This is a genomic window from Paenibacillus allorhizoplanae (genome assembly GCF_927798215.1).
In the GTDB taxonomy this organism is placed as follows: Bacteria; Bacillota; Bacilli; order Paenibacillales; family NBRC-103111; genus Paenibacillus_E; species Paenibacillus_E allorhizoplanae.
On the sequence record NZ_CAKMMW010000004.1, the window covers coordinates 435,856 to 458,551 of the forward strand.

Genomic DNA, 22,696 nt, shown 5'->3' on the forward strand with positions numbered 1-22,696 from the left:
ATAAACAATATTTTTGACCATAAACATTACTCTTGTCGTAAGATCCACCTGAAGGTTTTATTAAAAAGAACTGTTATTTACAAGAGTTCACCGAAAATTCTTGGCACAATTTCCTCAAATCAATATAGATCTTTTCGACATGAGAAGGCTATAACCGTCTTTCATGTAAAAATGATCTTTTTTAAAAGGTAAAAACAAAACTAACCATTCAGAAACATAATGTGGGTGCCCTCGCCATTTTCATGGTTTCTGAGACACCCACTTGTATTACTTAAAAATTTAATTTATCACTTCAAGTCCATTTCCAGTTATTTCCCCGAACCATAATCGTGTTGTGATCACCTTGAACACGGATTGCATTTAAGGCAGATTGTGAAGTTTCATGCCAATCTGCCCCTTCCTTCAAATAAGTTTACAAATAGAAGGAAGTCTACGCTGGACCATTCAGTGTCATCAAGACAATACAGCTATTCTAGCTTCTTCTCATCTTCTACTTAATTATATGACCTAGCCAAGCAATTCTCCGACATTTCCTTTCGAATTTATTAATAATGAACTAGACTTACCACTATTTTATTCAAATATCATCTCTCGATTATTAACCTATAATAATTCCTTTCTTGGTTTAATTTCGAGAAGTTTTATTTTTATATGTAATACTAGCCAAGTCCTGAAGCATATAAACCTTTATTCGGCTTTTAATAAAGATGGTAAATCTGTGAATAATTTTGTCGATTCAAGCAATTCAGATTTTACAAAACCCTCCTTTCTTAAACAACATATCTTGGATATCGTTAAGTTTTATTATCCCAGATGCATCGACTTCACCTACGTTGGATATATCAACTGTTTTTTGGATGATGGTACTGTATGCGACTATTAGACAAAGCAGCTCGTTGGAATGGCTCGATTCGTCTATATTTTCAGTGCCGCCTGCCAAATCGAAGGGTCGCTGGAATACCGTGAAGCTACTGAGCATGGTCTACGCTTTCTTCAGGAGTATCAATGGGATCACGAGCATGGAGGATATTATTGGGTTCTGAAAAGAAAACATGCTGAGAATCGAACGAAATATGCGTATGGACAAGCTTTGCCCTCTTAGCTGTCTCTACGTCATGTAAGGCGGGAATTTCCTGGGCGGAGCCTATTATAAGTGAGATCTTCGACACACTTGAAAGTCATTTTTGGAGGGAGAACGATGGCCTCTATGTAGATGAAATTGCCCATGATTGGCTAATAGTATCGCCTTAACGCGGGCAGAACGCGAGCTAGTAATCATGATATTGCATGTCCATACCCTGTTAGCGCCGGCATTGGATGCGTTTAACGGAAGTGTCTGCCGGTCGAGTGCTGCATGCCAATCGCTCAGCTGCTGGGTGGTCAGATGCGAATAAAGCAAGTTTGACACAGTGTTAATTGAATTCGGCGAGGAAATTTGCCAGTCGTACCAATTGCCGTATCCTCTTACGGGTACGCTCAAAGTGTACCTGTTGGTATACATCCAATCCATGCCGCTAATAATATCCGCCAGCAGATTGGGATTGCTATATAGACTGGTTCCTCTTGTACTGTAAGCGATTGCCATCTGCGCCAGACGGCTGTAGCTTCCAGAAAGATGAGTTGAGTCCATATTTGGCCCTAATGGGTCGCTTAAATCACTCCACAAATAGGTCCTGTTTTGCTCATTGTTTATGGTGGACCAGTACTTCTGGCCGTTTGCTTCAATACCTGATATTCTAGGAGAAATATCTGGATCGGTCGGATCGAAGTTGTCACCGCCCGTTAAAACATCGTAAATTTTAGAACGAAGCATGTCATACTCATCTACACCGCTTGAAGCGGATGCATGATTAGGCAGTTGAATCAAATTAATAATCAAGACCAGCATCAAAATAATCGCCGTCAACGGCTTTATTCCACATTTGACCATTATGATCTCCTTTTCATCGTATTCAAAACTTGAATCATCTGAAAATCATCGATGAACGGATTCAGCATTTTGCCTCGAAAACGCTTACCAAATCATCACCTCCTGATTTCAAATGTGTGCGAATCGTTCCTGTACAACTTACTCTGTACATACAAAACCAGGCAATAAACAAATTTTTGTACCATAAACAAAATGAGTAATTAATAAAATTACTTTATGAATAAGTGTACCCACTACAGGCTTTGCTATTAATTTTACTGCTTCCATTTCAACTCCTCCTCACCTCAACTTAGTTAACGGTTCAATCATTAAGATACCACCCTAGATAATCCTTACACCAATTCAAATACCGTTTTGTCATCGGCAAATGTCACGCTTTTGTTTTTTCCATAGGGTATCAAAGTTGTCTTTATCCCAAAAGAAAAGCGCCCTTTGAAAGGCGGTTAATTCAACTATCATTATCCGTCCCTCAGTATTAAGGATTTATCTCACGTAAACTCACTCATTCGCAGGATTTCATCACTTTGGAATATAGCGACTGTAAGGATATTAAGTTATTACGACCGTAAGTTACCCTTTTACTACGAATCCTGCCCGTTAACGTAATGGAGGCTGCCAATAATGCTGGCAGCCTCCTAATGGTGTGTTTATTGAACAAACGTTGACCGTTAGCCTAATGTACTTGGCTGGGATGCGGACACTATACCCTAATCATCAACCTATTGCAGCCAGTAAATCATCCTTGTCGTCTTTTCTTAAAAGAGTCACATTGCTTTGTGTAACCTTAAATACCCAAAAGCTAATCACTCTTATATCATTCACCTTATAGTTCCAATCTTTGATAAGGGTAACTTCGTATGTTTCTTTATCAATCAATTTAACACTCGTTGTTAACTTTAGACTGGTTGTATTTCCATACATACCACCTATCGTGACTTTCACAGTCCTAGTTCCATTTCGTTTTGGGAAATCGATATTTAAATGAGGGTCATCTAACTCATGTATCTTGGCTAAAGTATATTTTACTGCATCCGATTCACTAAACAAGTTACTGCAAGCTGCTGATACAAATAAGCTAATAACAGTAATAATATACAACGCAATTTTCATTTAGTTCATCCTTTCCCATACATTTTGCTTTTCTATATGTATGGACAGGACACTACATTTAACACATTTGCATGGAATATTCACTCTCTTCAAAGATGCATTAGTTAACTATACTGCCCGTTGGCGGGGTGAAGGGCTGCCACACGTTGCAGCCCTTCACAGTTTAACTATCGTTCTCCCGATAGCGTAATAACTTAATCCGTTATAGTATTGTTCAAACATAATTGTTGACAAATCTGCCTCAGCAATTTGCTTTGAAAAGAAATCCAAATCACTAAAAAGTTCTTTTATGTTACTTAACAAACGATTTCCTCCTAAAAAGAGCGTGTAGAACCAAGTTAGTTTAGTGAAATGTTACGACTAATAATACTCCATAGCAACCAAACAATCCTGCCCGTTAGCGGGGAAACAAAAACGGCTGCCGAAGCAACCGCTATTTCCTAACGTTATCCGTTAGTTTAATGACTAGTGATACGGTTCAGCTTAACGGGTCTATCGGCGAAAAATGCAAAAGGAGCTGTCACTGCAGCTCCTTCGTTGTTTTTCAGAGGATCATCTCATTCCACCCTCCGGTCAAGCCGGAGGGCAGGCTCAACCTTGAAACGCTCTTGGGACTAGGTGGCATCCTGCTGTTCCAGCCATTTCAAAATCGCTTGGTTTGTTTCTTCCGGCTTTTCTTGCTGAATCCAATGACCGCTATCCAGATTGACCACTTCCACATTGGGCACGAACTTTGTCAGGTTTTCAGACCTCTGGACCAAATCCCGGTCGCCGTAGATCATGAGGGTCGGCTGTTGGATGATTGGGTTCACCTCCGCCAATAAGCGCCAGTTGCGGTCAAGGTTCCTGTACCAATTTATGCTGCCCGTGAACCCTGATGTTTCAAAGGCGGAGACGAAAACTGCCAGCTCGCTGTCGCTCATCAAAGGCTCACCCAGTGGTGTTTCTGCTCTGGCGAGATTGATCCACACCATACCTGGCTGAGGCGCTGTGGGGGGCTCGTTCTTCCTGTACAGGTTGCGAAGGAACTGGAATGTATGGTCTTCTAATACGGCGTCCGCGACGCCTGGCTGTCGATTGAAGTGGACGAAATAGAAGTCGCCGCCAAGTATTTCTTCCATGAACTCGATCCAGGGTTTTTCTCCGCGCTCTTGGTAAGGCAAGCTCAGATTTATCACTTTGTTTACACGGTTTGGATGCAATAAGGTCAGTCCCCAAACGACCATTGCACCCCAATCATGACCGACAAAGGTGGCATCTTCGTATCCGTAGTGATCGAGAAGTGCGATGAGATCACCCGACAAGTGTTCAATGTCATAGTCTGTTACCTCGGTCGGACGGGATGAGTTGCCGTAACCTCGCTGGTTTGGGACGATGACATGGTAGCCCGCTGCGGCAAGGGCGGCCATCTGATGGCGCCAAGAAAAGGCATGCTCTGGCCAGCCGTGACAGAGGACAATGGGTTTTCCGGCATTTTGTCGGCCTGCTTCAAAGACTTCGAGTTCCACACCGTTAACTGAAATAAGGGTGGGCTTGGGAAAATCGGTTGGATTAAACATTAAATCAAAACCTCCTTCTTGTAATACATGTAGTATAATGGACAAAAGGTGACATCTTAGTGTCACCGTTCTGAAATCATGTAGAAAAAAGAGGGCAATTATGGACAAAGTGGAGAGACTTATTTCGATTATCATGATATTGCTGAAAAAAGAGGTTGTTTCTACAAAGGAATTCTCACAACTATTCAATGTTTCCAAAAGAACGATCCTTCGCGATATGGAAACATTGAGCTTATCGAACATCCCGATCTACTCTGTCAATGGGGTCAAAGGCGGCTACGGCATAATAGATGAATACAAGGTTGATAAACGCCTTTTAAGCAGCTCCGATTTACAGAATATTTTAACTGCACTCGGCGGATTGGAACAAATCCTCCTTACTGAAGAAGTTGAAAGAACGATTAAAAAAATAGAGGCAATGGTTAGTCCATTGTCTCTGAATCGTTCCATTCAACTGTCGTTTTATGATTGGGAAGGTCGGTCCGAGATTCTTGAAACCTTAAAGACATGTCACGAATCCATTTTAAAGAAAAGGCTGGTTTCGTTTGATTATACAGATAAAGACGGGGCTGTAACGAATAGAATGGTCGAGCCCTATGAGTTGCATTTTAGCGAATCGAGTTGGTACTTGAAAGGATTCTGTTTACATCGACAGGGATCTCGAACATTCAAGTTATCTCGGATCGATCATATTACTATGGATGAACGCGCGTTTCATCCTAGAGACGATTGGTCAGAGCAAGGACACGAAGCAAGTTATCTACCGCAACTCGTCACGATTAAGGCATGGATATCGCCTAGCATAAAAGATCAAATCATCGAAAGGTATGGTCGAAGAAGTATTGAAGACCATAGTTCTGGATTTTTATTAGCAACCATTTATGTCCCTCAAAATCGTAGGGGATTTCAATTATTAGCAAGCTTCGGCACTCATCTAAAAGTTGTAGAGCCCAAAACCTATGTTGAAGACTTTCGAAATTATTTATATCAAATGATGGAGAACTATTCCTGATAAAGGTCTCGTCTCGGCATATATGACCGATTCCACATGAGTTGGGTCTTTACGCGCTTCTTCATAGATTTACCATCGAAGCTTCAACCTTCAACTCAACTTTTCGCCGTCACTTATGGTAAGGCTCAGTGCGAATAATCTTAAATTATCCTGCCCGTTAGCGGGGTGAAGGGCTGCCACAGATCGTTAGTACAATCTCGTCTAAATATCTATATTTTTTATATTATGCATTGTTCTTTTTAACCAATTGACGTATAGGAAATTTTTATTATGTGCTATGAGTTCATTCATAAATGCTTGTGTTTTATTAATGACTTCATTTAAAAAAACATTTATTGGGACAGATTGTTTCACCCAAGGACCATCTATATAATTACTTAATGGTTTAAACAACAATGTACCTTGTCCTGCTTTCTTTTCTGATATTATATGACTAATAAATACATGTTCATCACTCTTTTGAATTTCTACCCATGAATTAAAAGAGTCAATATCATTGATTATTACAAAGTCAGAAGTTTTGGAAAGTAGCATTGCTGCTTCGGATAATTGCTCGAACCATGTAGATAGCAAATCCAAACCTTGCAGATCAGCGGGGATTGGTAAATATGGTATACACCCATAACTACAATCTTCATTACACACCAGCTCAACGTTCTTGATCATCATGCAGTTAATTTTAACATATATCGGAAACTAATTATTAAGCAATACTGCCCTTTAGCTTAATAACAAAAAGAGACCCACAGCAACGGGCTGTGGGTCTAAGTTTATATTTTAAAGGGGGTCGACTCTTATTATATTCTTGAATGATTAATGCCAGATGAAAATAAGATTTCAATCATGTAACAATTACTTAACTCTCGTTCACCGTTAGTTTAATGACTGTTTTGTTCCTTCGTATTTACTTTCTCTTCATCTTATCAAATACCCTATAGTAAGGAATCGCCTGAACCCAAAACATATAAATGCGAGTAAATGATTCAACTAAAAAGAACCATCCAATATGGATGGCTCTAGAATGAGATCGGACTATTCTTCGTAAATAACGACTGATTTGGTTTCAGCTTCCCATTTCACAGCTGCTTTCAAGGCTTCGCTCACAAAACGCACAGGCACAACCGTGCTGCCTTGTTCGATCGCTGCTGGAACCTCAAGCGTTACTTCCTTGCCGTTGACAGTAGCTGTCTTACTATCAATAAAGAGTTTTACAGTAATACCATCACGTGTAACAGTAACTGAACGGTCTTCTTCGTTCCAAGTAACTGTTGCTTTTAAAGCCTCGGAAATCGCACGGAAAGGAACTAGTGTGTTGCCTTCGCGGATAAACGGAGCTACTTCAAAAGTAGGCTCTTCACCGTTAACGTATAATTTCACACCTTTTTTCCCTAGCTTGTCGTACAATTTGCCTAGTTTTTTGTAAGAGTCAAGATTCGTAACGTTTGCTAAAATAGCTTCCTTTTGAACGTATACGGCGTCAGTTACGCTTCCGTTCTTATCCAACAGATCGGCAACCACCGACAAAGCTGCGTCTTTCTCTTTGATAGCCTCAAGCTCGGCTTTCTGCTCAGCTGTAAGCTGGGTCTCATATTTGGTTAAAAGAAGCTCTGCTATAACAGCCCCTGCAGGCTTGTCCTTCACATTGTCGATCGCGTTGAGCAGCCCTTTATATCCATTATGGCCTTGATCGCCGTAAGTATCGGATGTAACCGTCTCTTTGACATCAGTTTTCACCTTAAGATCAATGTTAACCTTTACAGCATCAGACTTGCCCTCATTAGAATTGCTTGATTCCGATTTTGCCAATGCGGATCCTGCCATTAGACTCGTTGCCAATACACATGACGCGATAACCATCCATCTTTTTTTCATCTCTTTATATTCCTCCTCTTTGTTAACACTAAGTATATTCGGCATCCCACTCGGATTTTGTGAGGGTATATACCGATTCTCTGCTCTAAAATTTACCTGCCCCCTGAAAATAAATGGTGATCTCGTATACCTTAGTATCGGCCGACAGACAATAGACAACTTGCAAAAGGTGGTAATATTCATGAAAGTAACATTCACAAAAGAACCTAAAAAGTACAAATTTCTAAAGAAGAGCGCTATGCTCAGCATACTCGTTTTTAGCGTAGGTACAAGCAGTGTATTTGCTTCGGAGATGTCAACACCAACACCGTCTTCTACTCCAGCTTCCGTTAGCGTCACCCAGAATATGACTGAGACTACTACTAGTCTATTGCCTGGAGACTTCTTCTACTTTGTAAAAACAATGTACGAAAATATTCGGTTAGCCCTAACTGTCAATGACGTTAAGGAGGCAAGACTGCTTGCCGCATTTGCCAAAGAACGACTGGCAGAAGCGAACGCCTTATTGGCTAAAGGGAAAACGGACGAGGCGAGTCTAACTCTACAGAAGTCGTTGGAAATTCAGCAGAATGCGATTCAAAAAACCGAACAGGCTTCCGGATTTTCGGCAGCTGAAACGTCTGCACCCGCTGCAACTGCGTCACCATCGGTGAATGCTGAAGCAGCGACTTCAACAACACAAATCGCAGCTAATCCGGCCAGTGAGAAGATAGTGGAATCTGAGCAAACGGAAACCGAGGATGTGAACGTTTCTGAAAAGGAAGTAAAAAATTCTGAGCAGCTACTGAAGGTAAAAACCGATTTGCAGCACAACATTCTAGCTTTGGCCTCAGTATTGGAAAAAGTAGGAAATCCCAAAGCCCAATCATCTCTAATGAAAAATATAGAAAAGTCGTTTGCCCACTTGGATAAAAAACTGTCCAAAATCGAAAAGAAAACGCAACAGGTGAAGACGAATGATGACGTTACAGCTAAGGCAGAGCAGCAACCGGCTCCTTCAGTTGTTCCATCACCAGTTCAAATAACAGTTCCATCAGAAACTCCATCATCGGTTCCAACACCAGTTCAATCACCAGTTCAATCACCAGTAGTATCACAAGTTATTAACGAGTCTGTCTCAGTCCAAGTAAAACAAAAAGACTCGGTTGAGGAAAAAGCAGATCATACGCAAAAGAGTAAAGATAAGCAGGATCTGGATAAATCCGATCAAGCAAAAGAAAAAAGAAACAATAGCCAACATGGCAGCAGCGAGAAAGAGAATGGCAATGGACACGATAAAAATAAGGGTAATAACCAAGAATAATACCACTGCTCGCTCTAAACGAATCATATGCAAAAAAACAGCGTATAACTTTTACGAAGTTATACGCTGTTCTTACTTTTACTAAAAAACTTAGTAGAGTCTATGATCGCTACTAGCAACAAGTGTTGGGAGACATTAAAGTTTTGAAGTGCAGAAGTCCAGCAAACATAAGGGTTTGCTAGACTTCTTATCAAAATAAAAGACAAATATAGTTTTGAAGTGGTTATGGTGTTCAAAAATCCTAAATACAATTAAGTTATGAAGTACTTCTGACACAAATAAAGGAGACAGTTCATTGAACTAACGTTATCCGTTAGCTTAATCACTATATACCTCGAATTGCGATATGCTATGTATACAGGTTGCCTCCCTATCTCGTTCCAAAGTCGAACTATGGTGCCATTTAGCCCATCCGTTAGTCTGACTTGGTCTTTTTACTAGAAATCCAAAAGATCGTTACAATGATTGTTAGTACAATCCATAAAAGTACCACTAAAACATTCCATATTAAGTTGGGGTTGGCTGCTCCTGTAATTAATACTTCCATGGCATGTTTACTCATACTTGCGGGATTCATAAAATCTGTAAGAGTACTCAAACCAAGTACAATTCTACAGCCTAGTAGGAATACAATTGAAATTAATGCAATAATACCTTGGCTATTAAAAATAGTACTTATCATCGTAGTGAAGGTTACCATAAACAGAACCCATAACAAATAGAACAAAGAAGCTATTATCGCGTCCACAAAATTTACATTTGTAAACAACAAATTAACGTACACATACGAAATCAAGTAACCTAACACTACAGAACAAGCAACAAATATGAAATTGGCAATTATTTTACCACCTATGTACGATACTATAGTGACCGGTCTCGTAAGAATAAAAGCCAACATACCGTTGACTTTATCTGTCTGTAAGACCCCCATCATAGAAATTGCAATAATTATTACCCCCAACTGATCAAATTGAGCAGCTAAAGTAGTTGCGAGTACTTCCCCACCTTGTTGAGCAGCCATACTAGGATCAATTGTGATACCTTGTGCTCCACCGAGTGTTTTTAATATTGAGGGTAAATAATGGCTAACAACTGGTTGAGTTACTCCTAAAAATATAAATACAAGAGGCAGCCAAATAACTTTAAATTCACGTACCGTTTGAACAAATTCTTTTTTCATTAGCACATTAAAATTATTCATTTTTCCACCACCAATTTTATGAATATCTCCTCTAATGTATCGTTGGTGATTTCAAACTTTACGAGATCAACCCGATGTTCCAAAGCACTTCTTATTAACATGTTTTTATTCAAACCTATATGTTCAACTTCTATTTTTATTTTATTTCCTACTGCTTCTACATCCTTTACATAGTTCAAATTTTTCAAAACTTCCATCCATTCTTGATCGATAGACGTAACTTCAAAAATCATTTTATTTTCGCGATTGCTGTTTAACAAGTCGGAGATAGTTGTATCTTCAATTTTTTGCCCATTTTTGATTATTATAAATCTTTCACATATTTCTTCTGCATCGCTTAATATATGCGTCGACAATAAAATCGTAGTCTCTCTCTTGATTTCTTCGATTAGATTCAGTACTTCTCTTCGACCAATTGGGTCTAATGCCGATACCGGCTCATCCATTACAATCAATGATGGTTTGTGTAACAACGCCTGTGCTATGCCAAGTCTTTGTTTCATTCCACCTGAAAATGTTCCAACTTTTGAATTCTCTTCTCCACTTAACCCTACTTTCGATAATATTTCTGGGATTGCCTTTGTTAATTCTTCTTTTCTTAGTCCTGATAGTTCCCCCATGAAAGCAAGAGTTTCTTGTGCAGTCATCCAATGATAAAAGTTAGGGTACTGCGGTAAGTAGCCAATTTCCTTTTTCATTTGCGAAATTTTCTTCCCGTTAAGCAATATTTCTCCCATTGTAGGATTAATAATATCTGAAATTACTTTGATGAGTGTCGATTTACCAGCCCCATTCGGCCCTATCAATCCTACACATTCTCCAGATTGCAGAACCATTGAAAAGTTATTTACAGCCGTTTTTTCTTTATATGTTTTAGTAACATTTTTGACTTCTAATTTCATATTCTTTCATTGTCCTTTCTGCCAATAACAAAATATAGAATCGGACCAAACGTGTTTAGAAAAATAATAATGAGACTCCACAGCAAAACATTTTTCCTCGTTTTTCTGTGCTTGAATAAATCCATTAATGCTATTAGGATCAAAATCATCCCTACAGCAAAGACCGGTAAAATAACCGGCAATACAGACATGAAATCAATATCTTTTAATTCGTTCCACCCGTAATGCATTTGCAAATTAACCACTTCCTAAGTCATTATTAATTAATTAATATGTTATCATTATCGATAATGATAACATAGAAATACGAAATGTTACACTTATTTTTTCTTTAAAGAATATTGTTTTAATTCTTATTGTTATTTACAATGATAATATTATCATTATAGATAATAACGGGATATTTTTTGATTGGGGAGAGAAAAAAATGGCTAATAAAGCTGAAATTATCCTGCACCCAGTAAGGATGAAGATTTCTCAAGCTTTAATGAGAAACAAAGAAAATGGACTGACTTCACTTGAAATGGTAAAAATCATTAAAGATGTGCCTCAGGCAACTTTATATAGACATATACAAGTTTTATTAGATGCTGGAGTTATTCGCATTATGAAAGAAAAAAAAGTGAGATCCATTTCCGAAAAATACTACATTTTAAATGAAGAAGAAGCCCGACTTAGTGCAGATGAGTGGAAAAAGTCTTCTAGTAAGGAAAAGCTGAATTATATTTCGTATTACCAGTTATCGCTTATGACTCAATATCAAAACTATCTCACCAAATTAGAAGAGCAAGATTGCTCAGATGATGGTTCTACTTTTTCACTTGTAGAATTAAAGCTTGATGATGAAAATTTTATAAAGTTTCAAAATGAATTAAACGACCTAATGATAAAATACTACAACACTACTAACAAAATTAATGATCTAGATGCACCAATTCGAACTATTGCCTTTACCATTATTCCAGAATCCTAAAACAGAACATTTAAAAAACATGATGCTGCTCTACAACGAAACCATCCCACCCCCATACATTCGGTTTCTTTCTTCCTACTTCATGGATCGTGCCAGCTGAATTTTTATTATACCAGGCAATCTTATCAAGCTTTCCATATGTCCATACAAAAGTGTGTTATGTTTGATTCGAATGCCAAACATTATTTTGTATAATATAAATTTTCAAGAATATAGTTGTTTGTAATTATATTGAAAAAGAAACAGCGGCGGACTAGGATTTGAAAAAACAATGTCTTAGGCTGCCGCCGTTGCTGTTTATCGAACTAACGTTCTTACGTTAGTTTAAAAACCGTGTGGTGTACTCAACTGCAATCTTCAATCAATGAGATTTTTCCTTCCTTAATCTCGAATGTTGACTTTCCTTTTAATTGCAGCTTATCCCCACTCTTTAATCCATTAGGAAAATCCACGGCAAGAATACCTTCATAATCGATTCCGACCTCTACTTTGTCATTTTTAACACTATAATCGGTAATTTTTCAATTATGTCCCTTATTTCTTTACTAACCATAACCATACTCCTCTCCTTTACATAAAGATGATACCCTTGTTTACCTAGGCAACTTATTCTCAATCTTACATTAAAGAATATCTCTCAAGCAGGATCTATCGGCCATTAATGCGTCGTTATATACTTAATGTCATCCAGGAGCAGACTTGCGTAATCGGAATTAATATGTTTACCGGACTGAGCACTTATTTCCTTCTCAAGTGCATCCCAGGATGAGTGCTTGGCCTTTTCCGATAAACTTTTGTAAATGCCCATATTATCGATCAAGCCTCTATCTTGCCCGATCTTGAGCACCTCCATGAAATGGGCGGAGTTAATTGAAATATGTAGCACAAAATTGATTTCAGTGCTATTTCCTACCGCATCCGATGCCGTAATATGAATGGCATGATCGCCGACCGTCAAAGCTAGCAGCTCGAATGATGTTGGGTTTTCGATAACTGAATTATCCAGCACGATCTCCGATAAAGTAACACCGCTTAAAGGATCGTTAATATCAAAATGAAGATTAATCACATCAGTCTGGTAAAACGACATGGATATGGGCGGAACTACGTATGGCTTAGTTTTGTCAATTTTGACTTTTACGGTTTTGAGTTCCTCTTGGTTGCCTGCCTTGTCTATGCTGAAATACTGAAGGGAGTGAACACCGTCACCATTGATGGAAACGACATTGCCTTCAGCAAAAGTAGCGTTATCTAAGCTGAAATAAGTCGTCTGCACACCACTGCGTTCATCAGTTGCGCCCAAATGTATAGTCTGGTCGTCATTGTGCCAGCCAAGAGTCGAATCATCGGTAGTTACAGGCGGTTTCAGATCCGGCGCAGGCGGAAGAATTATAGCCAATGGAGTATTGCTTGGTCGGACGTTATTTTTTTGAATTGGTACAAAATATTGCGCATCCCAGTCTGAAGGTGTAATTTTTAAACTGTATTCCTTATCTAGTAAATTAAAAAATGCAAACGCACCATAAAGATTAATTTTTGTAGTACCTACATCGACCAATTCAACGGTACCATTCACTCTAACGTTCGCATTTGCTAATTCTAAAAATCCATTTACAACGCCATACAACGTTCCAGGAGGGGGAGAGATAGCAGTTTTTCCTATTTCAAATCCACTATGATTTGGATCGGCATTAACACCTCTATGCCCTGGATCTCCATAATCTGATTCAATATAAGTAATTGTGAAATGGCCTGTATCATCAGTTATAGCAGAGTGTAATGGCATACAGTGTCCGGAACTTACACATATATCATACGAAACAGTATATCCTGGGATTGGAATTGCCCCCAATCTATCTAACGTTATGTTTCCGCTCACAGAAGATAATACATCTGGAAAACGGAAATTAAATATATGAACAGAGGATGGAAGGGATCTGTATACTTGATAACCTTTGATAGAAAATTTTATACCCTGATATCCGGGCCTAGCACTTCTATCGAATTGTTGTATGGTATAATGTCCATTTTCATCTGTTGTTGCGACTGCAAGAGTTGGCAATGTTGCAGAAAAATAGTAAGTAAATACTTCAACTTGTGTTCCTTTAATTGGAGCTCCAAATTCGTCAGTAATTGTACCTTGCAGCTCTGCCTCAGCCGCGCTTAGTTCTGGACTATTTGAATCGATTCCTACTGCATAAGAGCTATTTGTGATAAAAAGAAAGGTTAGAGTAATGAAGAGAATTAGAAGATATGTACATGTCCTATTATCAATGTTATTTGCCAATTTCATACTTCTTCCTCCAGTTAATTCAATTAGAATACATTATCAAGAGTTTATTCCTATAGAAGATCATTGAAACATGTACATAGCAACCTCCTTTCATTTTACTGATACATATTGTATCATTTCTTATGTTTATTTACCTCCTCAAATTCAAAAAGGGGCATCCAACCTTCTCAAACTTCTCAGATTTGTCCCAGACAAACCGATACTGCTCGTTAGTCAATGGAATCCAATTTTTCATTATGGTGTATCTCATACACAAAGTCCGTCTTCACGTCGATGTAATTTGCTTCAGTTAGTCGAGTGGATTGTAGTTTTGTTAGGAGCCGTGGTGAATAAGCTGCTTAAACATGCTTATTTCAAGCACCCTCGGGAAAGAGGCGTGCATAATTGCTTTTCCTCTTCAGTTACGTTGAAACCCCCAGCTCGTCGGTTAACGATGAAAGAGCTGGTCGACCCGTTTACGGGTGAGTGGTTATGACTGATAGCACAAAAGTGCTACTTTTAGATCGAAAGACTCAATTTGGATGCATTTTACAGGATACATGTGGATAAATGGCGAATGTTTCCATATGAGGTTCGCCTTAACTGTAAAGAGAGGTGAAAGCTTTTGAAAGGCCTCGTCATCACATTGATTTTGCTCGCATTGCCTTTTTTGGTAGGAATCCATTTAACTTATGCTACGGGGGCCTTGGGTTTCATTGAGCCATTGAATAAAATCGCTCTACCGATAGCAGAAGCGGTGACGGACCCGTTGAAGCCTATCGCGGAAGCGGCTGGGGAGCTGACGGACAAAGTTGTGCAACCGGTTGCAGAAGCGGTGACGGACCCGCTGAAGCCTATCGCAGGAGCGGCAGTGGAACTGACGGACAAAGTTGTGCAGCCGGTCGCAGAAGCGGTGACGGACCCACTGAAGCCTATCGCGGAAGCGGCTGAGGAGCTGACGGACAAAGTTGTGCAACCGGTCGCGGAAGCGGTAACGGACCCACTGAAGCCTATCGCGAAAGCGGCTGAGGAGCTGACGGACAAAGTTGTGCAACCGGTCGCGGAAGCGGTAGGTGTGCAGCCGGTGTTGGACTTGGTTATTTCGCCCGCTGAGAGCGCCTCTGCGGATAAATCGCCGACCCCGAAAGCTGGTCCTTCGGGCATAGCACCTTCGACTACCCCCTCATTGCCTGTTGCGAGCCGTTTGGAGACTGCGGGAGGTTCATACACCGCTGAAATTCAATCAAGCCCGAAGCCTACGCCGCCTTTATCCAAGGAAAAGGGTCACCAATCGGCAATCGCGAATTCCTCGAATAAATTTATGTCTGCAAAAACAAGCCAATTTCCGGAAAGAGAAACGATCCCGACTATACCGTCATCGGAACCTACGCTGCCTCCGTCTGCATCAGCTGTAGGCTCGCTGTTGCCTTTGGCTGCAAGTGTCAAAGATGGCAAAGCGAAGCCTTCGTATTCCGGAAGTAATTGCAAAGCGGTGCTGATTGATAAAGCCGATGCTATGATACAGTGTAGCCGAATGTCTTGGCATTGCCGGACCCGACATTACTTAAATTGGTCACATGCTCCGCCGCTGCGACCTCCTGTCGCTCCTGCTCTCGATAATTGCTTCAGCCAATCGAGAACAAAGGAGTGTATCTTAGATGCGCTGCACAAAAGCCAAGATCAAGCTAACGTTAAACGACAAACTGATTATTATGAACGTTTTGGTGCAATGGTCAAAGAAGACGGAGAGTCGGTTTCAGTCCAGAATGTACCGCGAGCTGGCGAAAAAACTGCTATACAAAAATGTTATAGATGCCTTCGACGGTCAGGAGCTAACCATGATGGCACTCGCTTTGGAACAGGCGGCGGACAGCTCTCCGAACCCTCGGTATAAGCGAATCTACAAGCAAATGGCTCAGAAATTGATGCTTGATAAGAAAAAGTTCCACCGGATCGCATTTCAAGAGCTATCCAATCGTTATCTCTATAAGTAGATTAAAAAGTACCGCGTTGTGGGAAAATAAAGTTTTAGACTGGATACATTGAAACCACGCGGTTTTTCGCGTCACAATTCGTTAAATAAGTCTTAGATTGACCATATTATTTAGATCAGCGGCAGCCATGGACGTGAAAATAGTCCTTGACTGTCGCTTTTTTATTGAACAAACGTTTCTCGTTAGTTTAATATTGATTACCAAAGCAGTATTAGTGTACTTCTACAACCACGCTACCGAATAGCTTTTCATCTACATAAGCTTCTAGTCTCCATAAACCTTTTGAAGGTAAAGTCATCGTTGAAGGCATTTTACCTGCCTTATCATTATCTTTTATATTTGTATTTGGAATACCAATACTACCTTCAAATACATTTACTTTCTCACCAGTTTGTTTGCTAACTCCAACAATCTTCACTTTTTTACCAAATAAATTTTGCGTTTCTTGTGGTGTATCAGCCCAAAAATGCCACATATACTTTTGTTTTTTCCCAGGATAAAAACGAACTACCTCTTGATCGTTATAAATGAATCCTATCTTTCCTTGTTCACCTAACAGCATATAATCATCGACTTTAAAGATACTGCTTATCTTCCATGATTTGTCTTCGTCTAATACTTTTGGGCTTTCCTTGGTCATTACGCTGGTATCAGTTTTAGAACAACCGATTAAGAATAACAGTAAAACTATATATCCTAATTTTAATCTCATAATGCCCCCCCTGTAATTGGATGAATTTTGCACACTGTATGCTCTAAATTTATTAAAATTACCATTTTTTAACAATTTCAATTGGACTATGCTCCCTGTTACTTTAATAAGGCTACCTATTCATACCAGCAGCCTTGTACTGATTTCATATTAAACAAACGTTCTTACGTTAGCGTAATGTTCGATGCCACTTGTCATCACCCATAATCCTGTCAATAATGTGGTTGGCATCCCACACCGCCGCAATTTCCAGACCTTCACATTCCTCTTTAGTTGAGTTACGCATTTCGCCTCTGTGATATATTTGGTATCCTCCTGAAATTTGGTCAAAGATGCACTGTGGTGGAGGAAATGGGTCTTCATCGGCTTTGAAAGGGCGATTGCCAACAACAACCCAACCATCCGACCTTAAAGCATGCCTATATACACCAACGATAAACTGGTAGTCTTCGGTCTTCGGCACGTCAAATTCGCTTTCTCCAATATGTTTATAAACTGCTAAACCTGCATCTTCCATCGTTCTACCAAAACCAAGCTTTCCGTTCGGTAATGGAATTGCATATACGTTCCCAAGTTTATAGCGGTGGCGTTTCTGTTGTGACATTTCGCTACTCCTTTTCAACCAACTGAACATTAATTCCTTTTAGAATTCGCATTACATTTCAATTATCCTGCCCGATAGTTGAGCGGTTCGAACAGAAACAAAAAAAGCGATGGATCCGTTTCCATCGCCGCGCTATCGTTCTGCGTTAGCGTAATCACAAAAGCATGTTGCAATTAACTATGATAACTTAGTGAAAAAGATGCATTTTTTGAATTCATCTTTTGAGAGTTCAATAACTATTTGTTGCTGCTGACTTACGCCTTTTATTGCATATAATTTCCCTCCCCCATTGCGGATAATCATAGGTCCCTCAGGTGTATTTCTACCCACCTCACCATTAGGTTGGGTACGGACTAACTTGTTCATTCACTACTCCAATTTCCTTATCAATTTTATCAATTGGTACCGACTCAGAAACCAACTCGTAAATATTGTCATTCCAAACCAAAGTTACACGTACAGTTTTACCGTACTCCAATTCATTTTTACTGCTCTCAGTTTTTGGAGCTGAAGAACAACCTGAAAGAATTATTATTAAAGTTGCTACTACAATGAAGAAAAGCTTCTTATTCATGATCTCACCCCTAAAGGAAAAGACGCTACATTTCAGACAAAAGTTACAGTTCAATTCTATAGAGTTTTTACATTAACCTGCTCCATAGTAGTCCTTTTGAGATTGAACTATCAAACGTTCCCGTTAGCTTAGTTCCGCGGCTACTCCTCAAGATTACTTTTCATGATTGTTTACTCTTTAAGATATGAATCAATCGGTTCAAAATCAGCGTATTCCACCTGACTCCGATTAGCGTAGCGACTTGAATGCGGCGCGGAGTTCTGCAGTGAAAAGCTCTGGCTGCTCCCATGCCGCGAAGTGACCGCCCTTGTCGAGCTTGTTGTAATACATAAGTTTGGGATACGCCTTCTTCGTCCAACTCTTCGGGGCCTGATAGAGCTCATCAGGAAAGACGCTTACGGCTACCGGGATAGATACGCCTTTGACGTCGAAGAAGGAGTACTTGTTCTCCCAGTAGAGACGAGCCGCAGAAATCGCTGTGTTCGTCAGCCAGTAGAGCGTGATGTTGTCGAGCACATCGTCTCGCGTAAGGCCTCCGGGGTGTCCGGCAAAAGCCTGTGAGATCAGCTCCAGACTCTTCGCGTCATGGTCAATCATATAGGCTGCCAAACCGACAGGCGAATCCGCCAGTCCGGTCAGCGTCTGCGGGCGCGTCCCCATCAAGAAGGCGTAACCGCTGTGTTTGTAGAAGAAGTCCAGCTGCTGGACCGCGCGCTTCTCTTCGGCTGAGAGACCGGAGGGCAGCGGATTGCCGTACTTGATCGCCTTATCAATGTCGGGCGGAACAGTGCCAGGCATGTTGGAGTGAATGCCGACCAGTCCCGGAGCCTTCTGTACAGCCATCAAATCCGTGATAATCGCACCCCAGTCGCCGCCTTGCGCCACATACTTCGTGTATCCAAGGCGCTTCATCAGCACTGCCCAGGCACGTGCGATGCGGTCGGGGTCCCAGCCGACCTTGGTCGGCTTGCCCGAAAACCCATAGCCGGGCATCGACGGAATCACCACATCGAAAGCGTCTGATTCCTTCCCGCCATATGCCGTGGGATCGGTAAGCGGCCCGATAATCTTCATCATCTCGATGATCGATCCGGGCCATCCATGCGTGATGATGAGGGGCAAAGCATCTTTATGCTTCGAACGAACGTGAATGAAGTGAATGTCCTCACCATCGATATTGGTGATGAACTGCGGCAGGGCGTTCAGCTTCGCCTCGAACTTGTGCCAATCGTAATCTGTCGCCCAATAGCGCGCGAGTTCCTGAATCGTCGCGAACTGCACGCCTTGCGATTGATCCAAGACCGTTTCCTTATCAGGCCATTTTGTCGTGTTTATGAGCCTGCGCAATTCAGTAAGTTCCGCTTCCGGAACATTCACATGAAACGGACGAATGGCGTTCTTGTCTGTAGGTAGTTTATTTATATCCTTTTGATTCGTTTCGGATTTTTGGGGATTTGCTTCAGGATTCCCGCCTTTAGCATTGGCATTAGTGCCGCAGACCGTCAATACTAGGGACAGGACCAAAATCATTGCCAATCGAAACCAGTATCTGCTGCTCATAAGTAGTAATTCTCCATTCGGAAAGTTTTTTATGGATACCCTTCCGTTAGATTCCATCCGAAGTGCAATTCTTATTCAATTTTTCGGAGTAAATGCTGAAACACCCAGCAGTCTACAACTTTATTCAGTCTAATACTTTATTTTCCTTGGACAGGTGTTTTCATCAATATTTAATTTAACCACAACGGAGTCCATACTACTCTTCAACCCCTTTTAATGAAAATAAGCTATTGACCACATTTTACCACAAGTGTGCATTAAACTAATCTGCCCTTTAGTTGAGAAAAAGGCTGCCAATCATGCTGGCAGCCTCATCTTGGTGTGTTTATTGAAAAAACATTTTCCGATAGCTTAATCGACTTTCTTGAGTTAAGTCAAAAACAGTTTCCCTATGTTCTTTCGGGACAATAATACCGGCCCCTTTAATCTCTTGTTCTTTAAGTAAAGTATAAGTGCAACTTTCATTGCTCATTATTGATTTTGGATAGACATTTTTATTTGTTTCATATGATAACCATCCGTATCATGCGTTATAACTTTTATTAAGTTACTGTTGGATTCAATTACCCATACAGTATCTTTATCAATTTGTACTGTAGAAATTTGCTGAGTCGTTGGTTGACCAGGTATACCTTGAACTGTCACCAAGTTATTGCTAAGAGGAACCACTATTTTATTAACTGCCCATATTGTTAAAACTGTAAGCCAAATCATAATAAAGAGTGCATACCCCTTTTTCTGCGACATGTCTTCCTCCTTTGATTTACCTGAAATTGGTAATTAATATATTAGACGTACTAAAAGTCATTTATGTTTCGCTAATGCTGCCCTATTCTCTGAGGGAGTTGAGCAAAGGCTGCCGATTATGCCGGCAGCCTTATATTGATAGTGTATGTAACTAACGTTACTACATTAGTTTAACGATTCGAGGAATTTATAAATTACAGGTTTGTCTGGGGGCGATAATTCGTTTGGTATTTCAGAAAAACTAAAGAATCTTATACTTCGACTCCGTCTTCTTTCAGGGCTCCTTCGAAGTCGGAACATACATAAGCGGAAACAACATTATATACTTCATCACCATGAGGATATTTATAATACAGATCTTTTCCAGAGAAGACGCGAAACATTTCAAGGCTCTTAGCTTCAAGCCCTGTTTCCTCAAAGAGTTCCCTTTTAGCAACCTCCTCAAGACTTTCTCCAGGTTCCATAGAACCGCCAGGTAATCCCCATAAACCGTTGTCGGTTCTACGTTGTAACAACAATTTTTTATTGTTACACAATAAAACGCAAGCACCTGTCATTATAAGTGGTCTCGACCCAACTAACTTCCTTAATTCCATTATGTAACCCAATACAACCCCCCCCCTTTCCAATCTGCTCCAAGCATAGCTTCCCGTTAACGAATAATGACTGCTTCGCGGCAGCCGTTTCAAGTATCGTTTCCGTTAGCGCAATGAAGTTCAGTTTGTGTTCCTATAAGACCAATTTGAGTATTTTTGTTCAATGATATTTTATTAGCTCTCATCATTTACTGAGAAACGCAAACCGATGAAATGTTATAACGAAGTGCATAATTTTCCAATTAAGTTAACAACATAAGAACAAAGGTATAGAAGTTAGAAGGGCGGTATTCGAAACTGGAAAATATATATGAAGCTTTAAATGAAGCTTCTAAGTCGGATGATTTTATGCAATCCGATATGACAATCCGAAATAAGCTTCTACATTTGTCATTTTACAATTCCATTGTAAATCATGAAATGCTACATCGGGATCTATTCACCGTTATTCAATACTCAAACGCAGAAATCCATGATTTGAACGATCTAAAAAATGTCATCCCCATTGAAGGTATCAAATTTTCATCAAACCTAAGTGAGATTTCACTCAGTCTTCTTCATGGTTTCATCTATATACAATTGGATACCAATCTAAATGAAGGCTTATTAATTAATATTGCCGATGTAGAAAAGGGCTATCGCAAAAATAACTTATCAGAAAACGAATATAGCGTAATCGGTCCGAAAGTGGCTTTCGTCGAAGATCTCGATACCAATTTGAATTTACTGCGAAAAGAAATTATCTCAGATAAGCTGGTTCTTGAGGAACAAATCAAAGGTTCTATTTCCAAAACAAGAGTCGTCATCGCCTATATGGATGGGATCGTTAATCCTCAGCATCTAAACACCGTAAGACAAAGACTCATGGATTTGGACTTTGACGTGATCTTTGATACCTCTACACTCGACCAAATCATGTCCGACAACTCCAATACACCATTCCCTTTATTTATGTCGACTGAACGGGTGGATCGAATGAAGTTTAACCTTATTAATGGGCATATTGCTGTTTTTAGCAGTGGTTCCCCCTATGTCATATCAGGTCCCACCACCATTTTTGATTTTTTTTACTCGCCGGAAGACTTTTATTTGCCGTGGGTCCTAGGGTCATTTTTTAGACTCATTCGTTATGTGGGGGTCACATTTTCCATTTTTGCATCACCCTTATACGTTTCCGTCATGACCTTTCATTATTCTGTCGTTCCAAGAGGGCTGTTAGGTCCAATTATCGAATCAAGAACAAACGTACCCTTTCCTCCTTTTTTGGAAGTACTCTTTATGGAGATAACCGTTGAGCTGTTACGCGAGGCTGGAGCCAGGCTTCCCACAAAAGTAGGTCAAACGCTAGGGATCGTGGGCGGCGTCGTTCTAGGTCAAGCAGCAGTTCAAGCCGGCTTAACGAGCAATAACTTAATTATTATTGTTTCGCTTTCCGCTCTAGCGTCTTTCGCAACGCCGATTTTCAAAATGGCCAACACGATACGCTTCCTCCGGTTTCCTATGATCTTCTTGTCAGCCGCATGGGGCGGCTTAGGGATGATGATTGGAGTAATGTTCCTATTAGGTCATCTGCTGCGTTTGAAATCTTTCGGTGCCCCTTACCTTGTTCCGGTATTCCCTTTTCGAGCCAAAGGGTTAAAAGAATTCTTACGCCTTCCCTATAGCCTGACATGGAATCGACCTGGATTTTTACGTCCACTCTTTGCTAGAAGATATACCGTCCGAAAACATAAAGACATCGGTGACGATTACAATAATGAATAAACTTCGCT

At 40.3% G+C, this 22,696-nt stretch carries 21 protein-coding genes and 1 pseudogene; 6 read left to right on the forward strand and 16 right to left on the reverse strand.

From position 1 onward, the window contains the following. The first annotated feature begins 901 nt into the window (after positions 1-901). A pseudogene (locus L6I86_RS10505) lies at positions 902-1,251 on the forward strand (AGE family epimerase/isomerase). Here L6I86_RS10505 and L6I86_RS10510 read toward each other — a convergent pair. The 4 genes from L6I86_RS10510 to L6I86_RS10520 form a co-directional block, all read right to left on the reverse strand. Continuing rightward, the gene (locus tag L6I86_RS10510) at positions 1,148-1,930 is read right to left on the reverse strand and encodes a hypothetical protein (protein ID WP_236286861.1); all 783 of its coding nucleotides are present in this window, start codon (positions 1,928-1,930) and stop codon (positions 1,148-1,150) included. The pseudogene L6I86_RS10505 and the gene L6I86_RS10510 overlap by 104 nt on opposite strands. 138 nt (positions 1,931-2,068) lie before the next feature. Continuing rightward, positions 2,069-2,197, reverse strand: a complete 129-nt coding sequence (locus tag L6I86_RS35645; RefSeq protein WP_276574832.1) for a hypothetical protein — start codon at positions 2,195-2,197, stop codon at positions 2,069-2,071. A 447-nt stretch (positions 2,198-2,644) separates the two neighbouring features. Beyond that, on the reverse strand, positions 2,645-3,040 hold the full coding sequence (locus tag L6I86_RS10515; protein ID WP_236286863.1) for a hypothetical protein: 396 nt from the start codon (positions 3,038-3,040) through the stop codon (positions 2,645-2,647). Between the two features lie 614 nt (positions 3,041-3,654). Then, positions 3,655-4,599, reverse strand: coding sequence for an alpha/beta fold hydrolase (locus L6I86_RS10520; protein ID WP_236286865.1), 945 nt, complete (start codon positions 4,597-4,599; stop codon positions 3,655-3,657). Between the two features lie 100 nt (positions 4,600-4,699). On the opposite strand from L6I86_RS10520, the gene L6I86_RS10525 reads away from it, so the two are divergent. Further along, a complete protein-coding gene (locus L6I86_RS10525; protein WP_236286867.1) occupies positions 4,700-5,611 on the forward strand; it encodes a helix-turn-helix transcriptional regulator in 912 nt (303 codons plus the stop codon). 201 nt (positions 5,612-5,812) lie between these two features. Here the strand turns inward: L6I86_RS10525 and L6I86_RS10530 are convergent, their stop codons facing one another. Together L6I86_RS10530 and L6I86_RS10535 are read right to left on the reverse strand one after the other, a co-directional pair. Further along, positions 5,813-6,277, reverse strand: coding sequence for a hypothetical protein (locus L6I86_RS10530; RefSeq protein WP_236286869.1), 465 nt, complete (start codon positions 6,275-6,277; stop codon positions 5,813-5,815). 366 nt (positions 6,278-6,643) lie between these two features. Continuing rightward, complete coding sequence (locus L6I86_RS10535; RefSeq protein WP_236286871.1) at positions 6,644-7,483, reverse strand: copper amine oxidase N-terminal domain-containing protein; 840 nt, start codon at positions 7,481-7,483, stop codon at positions 6,644-6,646. 181 nt (positions 7,484-7,664) lie between these two features. Between L6I86_RS10535 and L6I86_RS10540 the strand changes: the two genes are divergently transcribed. Beyond that, positions 7,665-8,786, forward strand: a complete 1,122-nt coding sequence (locus tag L6I86_RS10540; protein ID WP_236286873.1) for a DUF5667 domain-containing protein — start codon at positions 7,665-7,667, stop codon at positions 8,784-8,786. Positions 8,787-9,201: 415 nt separating this feature from the next. Here L6I86_RS10540 and L6I86_RS10545 read toward each other — a convergent pair whose 3' ends face one another. From L6I86_RS10545 to L6I86_RS10555, 3 genes are read right to left on the reverse strand one after another with little or no spacing between them, the layout of a single operon-like run. Beyond that, a complete protein-coding gene (locus L6I86_RS10545; protein WP_236286875.1) occupies positions 9,202-9,990 on the reverse strand; it encodes an ABC transporter permease in 789 nt (262 codons plus the stop codon). Then, positions 9,987-10,892: an ABC transporter ATP-binding protein gene (locus tag L6I86_RS10550; RefSeq protein ID WP_236286877.1), complete on the reverse strand. Its 906-nt coding sequence runs from the start codon at positions 10,890-10,892 to the stop codon at positions 9,987-9,989. The genes L6I86_RS10545 and L6I86_RS10550 overlap by 4 nt, the downstream gene beginning before the upstream one ends. Further along, positions 10,889-11,128, reverse strand: coding sequence for a PLD nuclease N-terminal domain-containing protein (locus L6I86_RS10555; RefSeq protein WP_236286879.1), 240 nt, complete (start codon positions 11,126-11,128; stop codon positions 10,889-10,891). The genes L6I86_RS10550 and L6I86_RS10555 overlap by 4 nt, the downstream gene beginning before the upstream one ends. A gap of 191 nt (positions 11,129-11,319) precedes the next feature. Between L6I86_RS10555 and L6I86_RS10560 the strand changes: the two genes are divergently transcribed. Further along, positions 11,320-11,865 carry a helix-turn-helix domain-containing protein gene (locus L6I86_RS10560; protein ID WP_236286881.1) on the forward strand — a complete coding sequence of 182 codons (546 nt, stop codon included), beginning with the start codon at positions 11,320-11,322 and terminating at the stop codon, positions 11,863-11,865. A gap of 658 nt (positions 11,866-12,523) precedes the next feature. Here the strand turns inward: L6I86_RS10560 and L6I86_RS10570 are convergent. Next, positions 12,524-14,158: a carboxypeptidase-like regulatory domain-containing protein gene (locus tag L6I86_RS10570; RefSeq protein WP_236286883.1), complete on the reverse strand. Its 1,635-nt coding sequence runs from the start codon at positions 14,156-14,158 to the stop codon at positions 12,524-12,526. A 685-nt stretch (positions 14,159-14,843) separates the two neighbouring features. Between L6I86_RS10570 and L6I86_RS10575 the strand changes: the two genes are divergently transcribed. Then, on the forward strand, positions 14,844-16,031 hold the full coding sequence (locus L6I86_RS10575) for a hypothetical protein (protein WP_236286885.1): 1,188 nt from the start codon (positions 14,844-14,846) through the stop codon (positions 16,029-16,031). A 311-nt stretch (positions 16,032-16,342) separates the two neighbouring features. Here the strand turns inward: L6I86_RS10575 and L6I86_RS10580 are convergent, their stop codons facing one another. The 6 genes from L6I86_RS10580 to L6I86_RS10605 all read right to left on the reverse strand — a co-directional run bounded on the left by L6I86_RS10580 (position 16,343) and on the right by L6I86_RS10605 (position 20,936). After that, the gene (locus tag L6I86_RS10580; RefSeq protein ID WP_236286887.1) at positions 16,343-16,843 is read right to left on the reverse strand and encodes a DUF4871 domain-containing protein; all 501 of its coding nucleotides are present in this window, start codon (positions 16,841-16,843) and stop codon (positions 16,343-16,345) included. Positions 16,844-17,012: 169 nt separating this feature from the next. Beyond that, a complete protein-coding gene (locus L6I86_RS10585; RefSeq protein WP_236286889.1) occupies positions 17,013-17,447 on the reverse strand; it encodes an Imm26 family immunity protein in 435 nt (144 codons plus the stop codon). Between the two features lie 337 nt (positions 17,448-17,784). Continuing rightward, positions 17,785-18,021 carry a hypothetical protein gene (locus L6I86_RS10590; RefSeq protein WP_236286891.1) on the reverse strand — a complete coding sequence of 79 codons (237 nt, stop codon included), beginning with the start codon at positions 18,019-18,021 and terminating at the stop codon, positions 17,785-17,787. Positions 18,022-18,249: 228 nt separating this feature from the next. Beyond that, complete coding sequence (locus L6I86_RS10595; RefSeq protein WP_236286893.1) at positions 18,250-19,581, reverse strand: epoxide hydrolase family protein; 1,332 nt, start codon at positions 19,579-19,581, stop codon at positions 18,250-18,252. Positions 19,582-20,052: 471 nt separating this feature from the next. Further along, positions 20,053-20,328, reverse strand: a complete 276-nt coding sequence (locus tag L6I86_RS10600; RefSeq protein WP_236286896.1) for a hypothetical protein — start codon at positions 20,326-20,328, stop codon at positions 20,053-20,055. 251 nt (positions 20,329-20,579) lie between these two features. Then, a complete protein-coding gene (locus L6I86_RS10605) occupies positions 20,580-20,936 on the reverse strand; it encodes an NUDIX hydrolase (protein ID WP_420851867.1) in 357 nt (118 codons plus the stop codon). A 285-nt stretch (positions 20,937-21,221) separates the two neighbouring features. Here L6I86_RS10605 and L6I86_RS10610 point away from each other — a divergent pair, with 285 nt between their 5' ends. Next, positions 21,222-22,688 (forward strand): spore germination protein, encoded by a 1,467-nt coding sequence (locus L6I86_RS10610; RefSeq protein WP_420851871.1) that lies wholly within the window; start codon positions 21,222-21,224, stop codon positions 22,686-22,688. Positions 22,689-22,696 lie beyond the last annotated feature (8 nt).